This is a genomic window from Pleomorphochaeta sp. (genome assembly GCF_050031695.1).
Lineage (GTDB): Bacteria > Spirochaetota > Spirochaetia > Sphaerochaetales > Sphaerochaetaceae > Pleomorphochaeta.
On record NZ_JBNAIC010000015.1, the window covers coordinates 83,472 to 96,534 of the forward strand.

11 protein-coding genes are annotated in these 13,063 nt (G+C 26.6%); 5 read left to right on the forward strand and 6 right to left on the reverse strand.

From position 1 onward, the window contains the following. The first annotated feature begins 1 nt into the window (after position 1). Positions 2-1,123, forward strand: coding sequence for an aminotransferase class V-fold PLP-dependent enzyme (locus tag ACPKM0_RS03090; protein WP_472473339.1), 1,122 nt, complete (start codon positions 2-4; stop codon positions 1,121-1,123). Positions 1,124-1,132: 9 nt separating this feature from the next. Next, entirely contained in the window at positions 1,133-1,414 is a 282-nt protein-coding gene (locus ACPKM0_RS03095) for a hypothetical protein (RefSeq protein ID WP_472473340.1), read from the forward strand. Between the two features lies 1 nt (position 1,415). On the opposite strand, the gene ACPKM0_RS03100 is transcribed toward ACPKM0_RS03095, so the two are convergent. Together ACPKM0_RS03100 and ACPKM0_RS03105 are read right to left on the reverse strand one after the other, a co-directional pair. After that, positions 1,416-2,744, reverse strand: coding sequence for a bifunctional folylpolyglutamate synthase/dihydrofolate synthase (locus ACPKM0_RS03100; RefSeq protein ID WP_472473341.1), 1,329 nt, complete (start codon positions 2,742-2,744; stop codon positions 1,416-1,418). Between the two features lie 112 nt (positions 2,745-2,856). Next, a complete protein-coding gene (locus ACPKM0_RS03105) occupies positions 2,857-4,707 on the reverse strand; it encodes a hybrid sensor histidine kinase/response regulator (RefSeq protein ID WP_472473342.1) in 1,851 nt (616 codons plus the stop codon). Between the two features lie 220 nt (positions 4,708-4,927). Here ACPKM0_RS03105 and ACPKM0_RS03110 point away from each other — a divergent pair, with 220 nt between their 5' ends. The 3 genes from ACPKM0_RS03110 (at position 4,928) to ACPKM0_RS03120 (ending at position 8,132) form a co-directional block, all read left to right on the forward strand. After that, entirely contained in the window at positions 4,928-6,649 is a 1,722-nt protein-coding gene (locus tag ACPKM0_RS03110; RefSeq protein ID WP_472473343.1) for an AMP-binding protein, read from the forward strand. 67 nt (positions 6,650-6,716) lie between these two features. Further along, positions 6,717-7,013 (forward strand): YhbY family RNA-binding protein, encoded by a 297-nt coding sequence (locus ACPKM0_RS03115; protein WP_472473344.1) that lies wholly within the window; start codon positions 6,717-6,719, stop codon positions 7,011-7,013. A gap of 117 nt (positions 7,014-7,130) precedes the next feature. Continuing rightward, positions 7,131-8,132 carry an ABC transporter substrate-binding protein gene (locus ACPKM0_RS03120; RefSeq protein WP_472473345.1) on the forward strand — a complete coding sequence of 334 codons (1,002 nt, stop codon included), beginning with the start codon at positions 7,131-7,133 and terminating at the stop codon, positions 8,130-8,132. A gap of 69 nt (positions 8,133-8,201) precedes the next feature. On the opposite strand, the gene ACPKM0_RS03125 is transcribed toward ACPKM0_RS03120, so the two are convergent. The 4 genes from ACPKM0_RS03125 to ACPKM0_RS03140 all read right to left on the reverse strand — a co-directional run bounded on the left by ACPKM0_RS03125 (position 8,202) and on the right by ACPKM0_RS03140 (position 12,926). Beyond that, positions 8,202-9,185, reverse strand: a complete 984-nt coding sequence (locus tag ACPKM0_RS03125) for an NAD(P)H-dependent glycerol-3-phosphate dehydrogenase (RefSeq protein ID WP_472473346.1) — start codon at positions 9,183-9,185, stop codon at positions 8,202-8,204. Further along, positions 9,163-9,825 (reverse strand): potassium channel family protein, encoded by a 663-nt coding sequence (locus ACPKM0_RS03130; RefSeq protein WP_472473347.1) that lies wholly within the window; start codon positions 9,823-9,825, stop codon positions 9,163-9,165. Before ACPKM0_RS03130 ends, ACPKM0_RS03125 begins: the two co-directional genes overlap by 23 nt. A 13-nt stretch (positions 9,826-9,838) precedes the next feature. Next, complete coding sequence (locus ACPKM0_RS03135; protein ID WP_472473348.1) at positions 9,839-11,140, reverse strand: TrkH family potassium uptake protein; 1,302 nt, start codon at positions 11,138-11,140, stop codon at positions 9,839-9,841. A 127-nt stretch (positions 11,141-11,267) separates the two neighbouring features. Continuing rightward, positions 11,268-12,926 carry a diphosphate--fructose-6-phosphate 1-phosphotransferase gene (locus ACPKM0_RS03140; protein ID WP_472473349.1) on the reverse strand — a complete coding sequence of 553 codons (1,659 nt, stop codon included), beginning with the start codon at positions 12,924-12,926 and terminating at the stop codon, positions 11,268-11,270. Positions 12,927-13,063: the final 137 nt, after the last annotated feature.

A 13,063-nucleotide genomic window follows, 5' to 3' on the forward strand; every position in this document is an offset into this window, starting at 1 on the left:
TATGTTATATTTAAATAATGCAGCAACATCTTACCCTAAACCCCAAAGTGTAATTGAAAGTATAAATAAAAGCCTACAGGATATTCCTGTAGGTCAAAATAGGTCTAATTGGAAAAGCAGTAATATTATAGAATTATGTAAAAAAAATATTTCTAAAATTATTAATAATGATAATAGTGGGAATATTTATTTTACTTCAGGTGCAACTGAAGCTAGTAATATGGTTATTAGTGGTTTAGATTTATATAAAACGAAACCACTTGTAAGTAAAAATGAGCATAATTGTATAATTCGACCTTTATACAATTATTATGATGAAATAGATATAGAGTATATAAATAGTGATTCTTTAGGGTTGGTTAATATAGAAATGCTTGAATCGCAAATTAAAATAAATACTAAAGCTATATTTATTAATCACTGTTCTAATGTAACTGGAATAATTCAAGATATAGTAAAAATAGGGAAAATAGCTAAAAAGCATAATTTAATATATGTAGTTGATGCCTCTCAATCTTGTGGATGTATCGATATTGATGTTAATAGAGCTAACATTGATATATTAATTTTTACAGCTCACAAATCTTTATTTGGTATTAGTGGCCTTGGTGGGTTTTATATACGGAATAATGTTAATTTAAAAAAAGTTAAATTTGGTGGGACTTCAACTAACTCACATATGATAAAAGTAGATAAATACAATAGAGAATTTGAAGTTGGAACACAGAATATTGTTGGTATAACCGCCTTAAATAGTGGGTGTGAGTATATTTTAAAAGAAGGAATAGTGAAGATTCAAAGTTATGAAAATAATTTAATTAAATATCTTTATGAAAAGTTAAAAAGTCTTAGAAATATTATAATTTATACAGATGAAAAGTATAATCAAGGGCCTTTATTAAGTTTTAATATTAATACATTAGATCCTACTGATGTTGCTTATATATTAGAAAACTCTTTTGAAATAGTTATAAGATCTGGTCTCCTTTGTGCTCCAATAATTCATAAATCTCTTACAAATGCAAAAAAGGGAAGTGTTAGAGTTAGTCTTTCTTATTTTAATACTTATGAAGAGGTTGATGAGTTTTATAATGCTATAAAACAAATTTGTGAAAGTATATAAAGGTAAAAAATGGAAATAATAAAAATAGAGAAATCATTTGAGATGTGTAATCAAGCGGGGTGGATAGGCTATGATATTTATTTTAGTGAAAATATAGATGAAGATTTTATAAAATCATTATCTTTATTTGGGCATTTATTGTTTCTATCTAATTTAAAAAATCCTTTTTTTAAAGTTGAAAATAATAATTTAATTATTAAAGGAACTTTAAATCAGAATAAAATTAGAATTGGATGCCTTGATAAAGATAATGAAATCTTTAATATGATTTTGTCAAATTTGCCATTATGATTTATTTATTTGAATTATAAAAGGCACTAGCAATTTCACTCGCTAAATAAAAAGATCCACAAGTTAAGATACACCCATCAATAGGTGTTATTTCTTTTGCTCTTTTAAGTGCTTCTTCCCCATTAATTATTAATTCAATATTACTATTAATATTTAATTCATTAAATAAATCTAAAAGTGCATTCATATTGCTCTTTTTAAAAGTGCCAGGTCTACTTAAAATAATGTGCTTAAAGTTATTTAGTAAGATAGGAGCTATTGATCTATGATCTTTATCAATTAATGAACCAAAAATAACAGTACATTTATCTTTGTTCTCAATTTTTTTAATAGATTCTATTAATGCTTCAATTGAAGTTTTAGTATGAGCTGCATCAATATATAAATCAGGCTTAGTTTGAAGTAACTGAAATCTTCCTAAAAGAGTTGCATTATTTATAGCATCTATCATAGTAGGAGAATATAGGTTTAGTTGTTTTAAACATAAAATAGCTAAAGCAGCATTTTGTGCCATTACTGAGCCTTTAAGGTTTAAATTTAGTAATGTTTGAGTATTATCTTTCCAACTAATTTCTACTTCTTCAAAATCTTTGGTAGTATTGGAATTTATACTTAAAACTTCATCTTCTAAAAATTTTATATTACTATTATTGTTTTTAGCTTCTAAATACATAACTTTTCTAGCTTCTTTTTTTAATGTAGCACATACAACAGGTTTATTACTCTTAATTATTTTAGATTTTTCACATGCTATTTTTTTAATAGTATCACCTAAAATATTTGTATGTTCTAATTCAATAGGACAAATAACACTTATTTCAGGATTTATTGTATTTGTTGCATCTAATCTTCCACCAAGGCCTGTTTCAATTACGGCATAATCACAATTAGCTTCTTTAAAAAGCATATAACCATAAAGAGTAAAAAGTTCAAAAGTAGTTGGGTTTGTCTCGCCCCATTCATCTTTAAAAGTAAAGTTTTTAATATTGTCTAAAATATAATTTCCAACTTTTATTAATGTGTCATCTGAAAAAAAATCTCCGCAAAGTGTGAATCTTTCTCTATAATCTAATAAATGAGGGGAAGCATAAATTCCAACACTATATCCTAAATCTTTTAGGCAACATGCAATAAATTTACTAGTTGAACCTTTACCTTTGCTTCCTGCAACATGAATTGTTTTATATGATTTTTCTGGATTGTTAAAAAAGGATAATAATTTTTCCATTCGATCTAGTCTATAGTTTCTAGTAGTGTAATGATTAATGTTTTTTTCTAAATTTGTGTAATTTTCCATAGAATGGATTATATTTATAAATGATGTTTCCATATTAATTTCCTATTTTATAACAATTAAATAATTTAAAATATTCATCTAATAATTACAAATATTTAAATAAACATAAATAGGGAATAAGGAAAAAAGAAAATAATTTATAATTTTATTTTGGCAAGAATGATAAAAGAGTTTTAATAAGTATATTTTTATCAATAGGTTTGTACAAATAATCATTCATTCCAATTTGTTTTGCTTTTTCAATATCTGAAGAGAGAAAATTTGTAGATAATGCAATAATTGGAGTTTCTATGCTTAATTCTCTAATTTTTTTAGTTGCAGAAAAGCCATCTAAAATAGGCATTTGAATATCCATAATTATTGCAAAATAATCATTGTTTTTTACTTTATCAACTGCTTCTTGTCCATTAATAGCATGATCACAATTTATATTAAATGATGTGAGTATTTTGTTAATAATTTTGGAGTTAATAGGATTATCTTCACAAATTAAAATCTTTTTATTATTTAGTTTGTTTTGTAAAAATTTTGTTTTAGTGTATTTATTATATTCTTCTTCACTTATTTCATTAGCAGGGATTTTAAAAAATATTGTGGTTCCTATATTTTTTTGGCTCTCACACCAAATAGTTCCTTTGTGTTGTATAATTAGATTTTTGGCTATTGCTAAGCCTAATCCATTTCTTGATGATTGATTTATTTCCTTTGTGTAAGGGTCAAACATAATTGGTAAAAACTCTTCATTAATACCTATTCCATGATCTTCTATTTCATTATAAAAGTATGGTTTTCCAAAATCATCTTTTATATATTTTTTTCTCCAAATTATTGTAGAATTGTTAGTTGAGAAATCAACAGCATTTTGTAAAATGTTTAAATAAATTTGTTCTAATCTAAATATGTCAAATAAATGATATGGCCAAATATTTTTATCAAATTCTTTAATTAAAGTTATATTTTTCTTTTTAACTTGTGGCTCAATTATTCCTAAAATACGATCTATTAAAATATTTTTAGAAATAGGTTTTACATTTAAATGGATTTGATTTTTTTCTAGCATATTAATTTCAAGTAGGTCATTTACTAATCCTAATAGATATGAAGCACTTTGATTAATTTGTTTAAAATAGTTTTTTTTATTAGTATCGTCATTTTCATTTATGCCAAATTCACTGTAGGATAATATTGCGGTTAAAGGTGTTTTCATATTATGAGACATTCTAGTAAAAAATGAATCTTTCTCTTTTCTAAATATTTCTGCTTCTTCTAGTGCTTTTTTATAATTATCTGCAATCTCTTTTTGTTTTTGAATTTCTATTGAAATGTTTTTAATAGTTATAATAGCTCCGAAGAAGTTATCTCTAAAAAAAGTAGGTATTGCAAAAATGTTAAAATGTGAAATTTTTTGTGGAAAATTTGTGAAACTGATAGAAATATTAGATATTTCTCCATTAATAAGCTTTTTTTCTAACATAATTAATTTATCTGTTTCATTGGTTTGTAAAATTGTAATTAGATTCTTACCAATTATTTTCTTTTTATATTTAAATGTTTTAATAAAGGTTTTATTAAAATTAATAATTCTAAGGGACTGGTCTAAAACTAATATTGAATCTTTTGACTTTTCAAAATATTGATCTGCAATATTATTATAATAATTTCTTGTAGTACAAGGGTTTATTGTAGAAAAAAGAAGTGTCTTTCCATCAATTACAGTTGGATAGCTTTCAACTTCCATTTCAATAATTGTCCCATCTTTCGTTTTGTGAGGGAAATGAAAATAGTTTCTATTTTCATTTTTTGCAATTTGCATTTCTCTTTTAACTTGTTCATTTGTTAATATATTTATATCTTGGATTTTTAGATTGCATAATTCATTAATTGAATATCCATAAATTGAAGACGCTTTTTTATTAGCAGCAACTATTTGTCCAGTCTTAGGATCAATTATTAATATGATTATAGGATAATTTAAACATGCTTCATTAAAATTCATCTATACTCCATTAATTATAATATATGCGTAATTATAACATAAACTCAATTATTAGAAAGTATTTTATAAATTTATTTGTATTTATGTAATAAATAATTAATTATATAACTTTAAATTGACACAATAACATAAAGTGACAATTTGTAATTAAAAAGCTTGAAAATAAATTTTTGCTATCATACAATGAGATATAAAAGTAATAATTTATGGAGGATTAATTATGCCTAATACAACAAGACATAATCCAATAACTTTTTTTGAGGATTATAAGGGTAAAGATTTTAATGGAGAGTGGCCAACTGTTGTCGAAATGTTTGATATTTCAGTAAAAAGATTTAAAAATAATTCATGTTTTAGGCAATTTGTTCCAAGCGAATTAGAATTCAATTATACTCAAGCGAGAGAAAAAATAGTATCTGCTGCAAATTATATTTTAACATATGCAGAACCTAAAGATAAAATTGCATTGTGTGGTAAGAATAGTGTTGAATGGGCAATTTCTTATTTAGCAATTCTTTATGCAGGTTGTATTGTAGTCCCGTTAGATGCAAATCTTAAAGATCATGAAATAGAGAAATTAATGAAATTTGCTGGTGTAAAAGCTTTATATGCTGATAAGAATAAAGTTGATGTTCTTGATAAAGATGATAAGTTGGGTTTATTAAAAAGAGTTTCCTTAGAAATTGGTGATGAAGAGAAATATATATTAAATAACTTAGTAAAAGGTGATTTAGATGAAAAAGCTTATAAACCAGTAAGTGAGGATATTGCTGCTATTTTATTTACTAGTGGAACAACAGGTACTCCAAAAGGAGTTATGCTAACTCATGAAAACTTAGTTAGTGACTGTTATTTAGCACAATTTAATATGGAAATTTTACCAACTGATGTATTTTATGCTATTTTACCTATTCATCATGCTTATACTATGCTTGCTGTATTTATTGAGGCAATTAGTGTTGGAGCTTCTGTAATATTCGGTAAAAGACTTATAATTAGCCAAGTACTTAAAGAACTAAAAGTTGGTAAAGTTACAATGTTCTTAGGTGTTCCTATGTTATTTAATAAACTTTTAGCAGGTTTATTAAATGGGGTTAAGAAAAAGAGTATAATTCTTTATGGTTTAATTAGATTTATGATGGGAATATCTGGAGTAATAAAGAAAATTACTAAAAAGAATGTTGGTCATAAAATGTTTAAATTCTTACTTAAACAAATATCTCTTGATACTAATAGAATTTGTATTTGTGGTGGGGGGCCATTACCTTCTTCTACATTTAAAATGTTTAATGAATTAGGTATTGATTTTGTACAAGGTTATGGTTTAACAGAAACAAGTCCTATCACTCACTTAAATCCAACTTATGCATATATTGAATCATCTGTTGGTAAATTAATTCCAACTTTAGAGCAAAAGATTGTTAACCCTGATAAAGAAGGTAATGGTGTTCTATATCTTAAAGGTTCTGTTGTAATGAAAGGATATTACAAAAATAAAAAAGCAACTGATGAAGTTCTAGATAAAGATGGTTGGTTATGTACAGGTGATGTAGGACATATTGATAGTAATGGGTATTTATATTTAACAGGTAGAGCAAAAAATATCATAGTTACCGAAGGTGGTAAAAATGTTTTCCCAGAAGAAATTGAAGACCATTTCCAATTATATAATGAAATTGACCAAATTTGTATTGTTCCTTTCATTAAAAACGAAGCAACTAAGAGTGAAGGTATTAGAGCTTTAATTTATCCAAATCAAGATTGGGTAAAAGAAGAAGGCGATGAAAAAGCTGAAAAGAGAATTAATCAAATTATTGAAGAGATAAACAAAGAATCTCAACCTTATAAGAGAATTGAAAAGATTTTAATTACAAAAGAGCCTTTACCAACTACAAGTACTAAGAAAATTAAGAGATTCGAGGTTGCAAAATTATATAAATAATAGAATTAATTACTAAATAAGTTTTTAAGTATTGCTAATTTTCATAAAGGTTGATAAAGTCATCTTTATGAAAAGTAATTTAAGAAATTATTTACGCGCCCAAGCGCATAATATTGATCCTATTGTAATGGTTGGAAAAGATGGTGTAAGTGATAATGTTATTTATGCATTAGATCAAGCTTTATTACACCACGAGTTAGTAAAAGTTAGATTTCAAGCTAAAAAAGAATTTATTAAAGAATTAAGTAATAAATTAGCATTAGAGACAAAAAGTGATTTAATTTATGTAATTGGATTCACTGCTATCTTCTATAGAAAAAGTGAAGATAATTTAATTGAAATCCCAAAATCTTTATTAAGATAACGAATAAAAGATGCAGTAATGCATCTTTTATTATTTATTTTGTGTTTCTATGTAAAAGTACATTGACAATATTTTTGTTTCTTTATATAGTAACAATCAATTAATGGAGATTTAATTATGAAAAAAATTACAAGTGTATTATTATTAATTGGTCTAGCAAGTGTTACATTATTTGCTAATGGTACTAAAGAAATAGAAAGTAGTGAAAAAGTTTATAAAATTGGAATATCTAAATTTGTTGCTCACCCAGCACTAGATGCAATTGAACAAGGAATTATGGATGTATTTAATGAACAAGGTATTAATAGTGATTTTGATTTACAAAATGCCAATGCTGAAATATCTACAGGTGTTTCAATTGCTAAATTGTTTAAAGATAGTAATAAAGATTTAGTTATAGGTATTGCGACCCCAACTGCACAAGCTTTAGCTCAAGTATATAAAAATGATTCAACACCTGTTCAGTTTTCAGCAATTACTGATCCTGAAAGTGCTGGATTAATTGATGAATCAGCAACCAATATTTTTGGTGTTAGTGATAGAAACCCTATTGAATTGCAATTAGATACTTTTGTCTCTTTAGCTAATATTTCTAAATTAGGTATGATATATAGTGGTAATGAATCTAATGGTGTAGCTATTTATGAAAGAGCAAAAGAATATTGTGATATGAATAATATTGAATTAATTGCTGTTAGTATTTCATCTTCAGCTGAAGTAAAAACTGCTATGCTAACTATTGCTGACAGAGTTGATGGTATATATATTGGTAATGATAATACAGTTGTTTCTGCAATAGCTAGTGTTGATCAAGTTTGTAATACATATGATTTACCATTATTTAATAGTGATACAACTAGTAGTGAAGGTACTAATTTCTTAATGAGTTTTGGTTTAGATTATTATAAATTTGGTAGAATTAGTGGTGAGTATGCAATTGAAGTTTTAATCAATGGTAAAACACCTAGTGAAGTTGGTTGTATTTATCTAGATGATATATCTCAATTTAATTTCATATTAAATTTAGATAGAGCTGAAGAATTAAACATTGAAATAAGTGATGAATTGTTAGCTAAAGTTAGTACAATTGTAAAAGATGGGGTTATGATAGCTCAATAATACAAATTTATTTATAGATTAATCCTCTCAATTTTAATAAATATATTATTAAATTAGAGAGGATTTTTATTAAGCAAAAACAGAACCTATATATTCTGTAAGATCTTCTTCTTTATACATTAATTTATATAAAGCTGTAACTATTGGGTATTCATTTTCTATATGATTTTCTTTTGTTTTATCATACATTAATCTAATAGTTCTATAACCTTCAATTACTGTTGTACTTTTATTGTCTTGTAAGAAACCTTTACCAACCAAAAGCCCTAAAGTTCTATTTCTAGATAAGTCATTTAAACTAGTAAGTCCTAAATCACCCATACCACAATATTTAAATATAGTATTGCTATCACAATTAAAAAGTTCTAAAAACTTTCGCATTTCATTTACACTTTTTGTATAAATTAAAAAATCAACATTAGGAGAATTATATCTTCCTGATACTAATCCAATAGCAATTGCATACATATTCTTTAATATACTTAATAATTCAACTGCCCTAATATCTTTTGTGTAATCAAGTGTTAAAGCTGTATTTTTTAAAATAGAGTTTTTTACGATTTTATAATCTTTTTCATTTCCCCCAAAAGTAAATGCAGATGGGAATCCATTTAATAGTTCAATTGCAAAGGTTGGTCCTTTCATGCTAGCCTTTCTATTGAAAGGTAGTTTTTCAGTAATAAAAGCACCTTCATTACTCATCCCTTTTGCAAGATTAATAATTAAAGTATCTTCTTTAACAAAATCTTTTATCTTGGTGCAAAATGATAAAATTGCTTTAGATGGTATAGCTAAAAAAATGCAATCAGCTTTATTAAAAAATTCTAAATCATTAAATGCTTTTATTCTCTTATTTATATAACGAGTTGAGAAACTTTTTGAATTTTTGTGATTTTCATTAATTTCATTTACAATATCATCGTTACGACTATAAATATATACTTTATTCTCAGTATTCCAAGCTAATCTTTCAGCAATAGCTGTTCCAAAAACTCCACTTCCTGCTATAATTATTGTTTTTTTATTCATATTATCTGGAATTTTGCTGTTCAAAAGCACTTATATCATGATTGTTCCCACTAATAACTAGAATGTCATTTTCATGTAATTCAGTTTCAGGAAGTATATAACCATTTGCTTTGTTTTCTCTAACAATAGCTATTATATTAATACCAAATTTAGCTCTAAAATTTAGTTCTTTAATACTTTTATTAGCATATTTATCATTAATTGCAATTTCAATAATTGAAAAATCTTCTCCAATAGGTAAAACATCAAGAGTTAATTTAGCACTTAATGTTTTAGCAAGCTTTGCTCCCATATCAATTTCAGGGTTTACAACAGATGCTCCTATTTTTTCTAAAATTCTACTATGATCATTGCTTATTGCTTTTGCAATAACTCTTGGCACTCCTAATTCAATTGCATTTAGGGTTGCTAAAATATTAGCTTCAGTATCTTTACCAATACATACAATAACTGTACCACAATCAGCAATACCAGCTTCTTTAAGTGATTCTTTTGTTACTTCACTCATATGAATTAGTTGATTTACACTAGTTTTCAAAGGGTATAGTTTATTTTGGTCTTTATCTATAGCTATAATTGTTTTTCCATTTTCTAATAAATTCTCTGCTAGAGCTAAACCAAAACGGCCAACTCCGATAATTCCATACAAATTATTATCTGCCATAATTTACTCCTTTTTATCCAATTAGGATATTTTCTTCTATATAGTGGAATCTCTTTTGAGATGTTCTCCAACTAAAAGCAATAGTTAGAGGTCCTATTCTTCCGATAAACATCAATATAATTAGTAATATCTTACTTGATGCTGCTAATTTAGTTGTTATTCCCATAGACAATCCAACAGTAGCAAAAGCACTAACACATTCAAAAATAACTTCTTCAAAACTAAAAGCAGTTCCTTCTATTGAAAATATTATACCGCCTGTAATAATTATAGCAAACATTGCTAAAGTAGCTACAAAGAAGGCTTTAATAATAGAAGAATCAGATATTTTTCTATAAAAAGCTTTTACATTATTATGAGTTGGAATTCTAATTATTGATAATATAATTGTGAACATTGTTGTAGTTTTAATACCACCACCGGTCGAACCAGGAGATGCCCCTACATACATTAAAAACATCATAACAACAACACCTGCATTACTTAATTTATTTATTTCAATAGTATTAAATCCTGCTGTTCTTGCTGTTACACTTTGGAAAAAAGCTTGTAAAAATGTAATATCTTTTTCGCTAAAGAAAAAGAAAATTGTTCCAAAAGCTAAAAGCGAGAAGGTCATTGTAAATACAATTTTTGTATGTGTTTTAAGTCTTCCATTTTTCTTATATGAAAAAACATCATATATTACAAAAAAGCCTAAACCTCCAATAATAATTAATAAAGCTGTAGTTAAATTTAATAATAGATTATTACTATAATTAGAAATACTTGTAAAATTTCCTAATAAATCAAATCCAGCATTATTAAATGAAGAAATAGAGTGGAATATAGATAATCCAATTGCTCTTGATGTGGCATAATCAATCTTAAAAACTTGATAAAATAGTAGAGCACCTAAAGTTTCACAAATAACTGAAGTTAAAATAACCGTTCTAACTAATTGTGTTATATCAAATCCTGGGATTGTATTTAGGGACTCTCTTGCTAAAGATAGATTAGAATAAGAAAGATTGTTTCCTATTATCATTAAAAAGAAAACAGCAAATGATGCGAAACCTAAACCACCTAATTGGATTAATGTTGCTAGTACAACAGATCCAAAGATAGATAAAGTATTTCCAACATCAATTGTTGAAAGTCCAGTTACACATACAGCACTAGCTGATATGAAAAAGGAGTTTACAACACTTATACTCTTTCCTGCCTGGTGACTAATTGGTAAAAGTAATAATACCCCTCCAATAATAATTATTGAAGCAAAACCAATTATTAGCCTTATCCCGGGGGGAAGCATATTTTTATGTTTTGATTTCATAAATATGGATTATAAATGTTTACCTTAAGAAATACAAGATATTATTGATTTATTTAAATATCTTAATATTTTAAAAAAAAAGGTTTGGTAAAAATACCAAACCTTAAATATATAAAAATAAATTATATTATTTTTCTTGTTCAAGAGCTAATGTTCTTGTTGTTAAATCACAAACACTTTCAGGACCATAATATTGAATAGCACCAGGGAATGTGAAACAAGTATCTTTTGCCCATTCTTCTCTGTGAGCTTCAAAATATTTAAATGGAGCACCATCTAGTTCAACTAAAGCTTTTTTAATAACAGGTTTTTTCTCACCGTGTCTTTGTTCCATGTTCATCATCATTGTTATTGGAATACCACCTGCAATCCATTGATCAGCTGGAGCACTTAAGTTCTTAACACTTGAAAGATATCCTGATAAACCACTAGCGATAAGCATAAATGCATTGAAACCTAAGCTATAGCAATAGTCTGCGTCAAAGTTTGAAGGAAAAGCACATCTGCCTTCATATCCAAAGAAGTGATTTTGTGCACTGAATTTACCAGTATAAGATCCTTCTTTTTTCATTTCTTCTAATTTTTTAGCAACCATTTCGATTAATAGTTTGTCAGTTTCAATTCTTGAAACTTGAACGTTACCGTGTGGGTCTCTATCCATTAATAATTGTAATTGAATACCAGAAGGTAAAATACTAAATACTTTACTACTTGCTTCACTTACATTATTTAAAATAAAGTTAATTTGTTCTTCGCTAGTTGTGAATTTTGCATATTCAACAGCTTTATTTGCTAATAAATCATTTAATTCACCAATTAAAGCTTTTACTTCAGGAATAAATTCAACTAGACCTTCAGGAATAATAATAACACCAAAGTTTAAGCCATTATTACCTCTAACTGCAACAATGTTACTAATATAATCTACAACGCCAGAAAGGGAAGTTTCATTTTTTTCAATTTCTTCACTAACTAGACAAATATTAGGTTGTGTTTCTAATGCACATTCTAAAGCGATATGAGAAGCACTTCTTCCCATAACTTTAATAAAGTGCCAATATTTTTTAGCTGAGTTAGCATCTCTTTCAATATTACCAATTAATTCACTATATGTTTTTGTTGCAGTATCAAAACCGAAAGAAACTTCGATTTCATCATTTTTTAAATCGCCATCAATAGTTTTTGGACAACCAATAACTTGAATATTAGCTTTTGATTTTAAGAAATATTCAGCTAATACAGCTGCATTAGTATTTGAATCGTCTCCACCAATAATAACAACTGCTGAAATGCCATGTTTTTCACATGTTACTCTAGCTTGTTCGAATTGTTCTTCAGTTTCTAATTTAGTTCTACCTGATCCAATAATATCGAAACCACCTGTGTTTCTAAAAGTATCTAAATATTCACTAGTAATTTCCATTGTATCATCTTCAATAATACCACTTGGACCACCTTTGAAACCATATAATTTGCTCTCTTTGTTTGCTTTTTTAATAGCATCAAAAAGACCACTGATAACATTGTGTCCACCAGGAGCTTGTCCACCTGATAAAATAACACCAACATTAACTTGTTTTTTGATTTCTTCATTATTACCTTTTTCAAAAGTAATCTTATTTAATCCATAAGTGTTTTCAAATAAAGCTTTAATTTGTTCTTTATCTGAAGCAGGAGCTGTTGCTTCACCTTTAACAGGTACAACTTGATCAATTGCTTCTCTTAAAATTGATGGAAGCTTTGGTTGATACTCGTATCGAACTCTTTGTAGAGGGGAAAGATTCATAATTTCTAATCTCCGATTTTTTGGTTTTGTTTTTACAAGAAGTCTTGCATTAAAAAGATATAAAAATAACACACTTATTTCAAGACTATAGACAATATTATACTACTAGTACTTAAGTAAATAATATATTAAAATAT

What these genes read in the sequence shown, in the direction of transcription:
- ACPKM0_RS03095 (WP_472473340.1), top strand. Translation starts at nt 1,133, where the DNA reads ATGGAAATAATAAAAATAGAGAAATCATTTGAGATGTGTAATCAAGCG.
- ACPKM0_RS03110 (WP_472473343.1), top strand. Translation starts at nt 4,928, where the DNA reads ATGCCTAATACAACAAGACATAATCCAATAACTTTTTTTGAGGATTAT.
- ACPKM0_RS03130 (WP_472473347.1), bottom strand. Translation starts at nt 9,825, where the DNA reads ATGGCAGATAATAATTTGTATGGAATTATCGGAGTTGGCCGTTTTGGT.
- ACPKM0_RS03105 (WP_472473342.1), bottom strand. Translation starts at nt 4,707, where the DNA reads ATGAATTTTAATGAAGCATGTTTAAATTATCCTATAATCATATTAATA.
- ACPKM0_RS03135 (WP_472473348.1), bottom strand. Translation starts at nt 11,140, where the DNA reads ATGAAATCAAAACATAAAAATATGCTTCCCCCCGGGATAAGGCTAATA.
- ACPKM0_RS03115 (WP_472473344.1), top strand. Translation starts at nt 6,717, where the DNA reads ATGAAAAGTAATTTAAGAAATTATTTACGCGCCCAAGCGCATAATATT.
- ACPKM0_RS03140 (WP_472473349.1), bottom strand. Translation starts at nt 12,926, where the DNA reads ATGAATCTTTCCCCTCTACAAAGAGTTCGATACGAGTATCAACCAAAG.
- ACPKM0_RS03090 (WP_472473339.1), top strand. Translation starts at nt 2, where the DNA reads ATGTTATATTTAAATAATGCAGCAACATCTTACCCTAAACCCCAAAGT.
- ACPKM0_RS03120 (WP_472473345.1), top strand. Translation starts at nt 7,131, where the DNA reads ATGAAAAAAATTACAAGTGTATTATTATTAATTGGTCTAGCAAGTGTT.
- ACPKM0_RS03100 (WP_472473341.1), bottom strand. Translation starts at nt 2,744, where the DNA reads ATGGAAACATCATTTATAAATATAATCCATTCTATGGAAAATTACACA.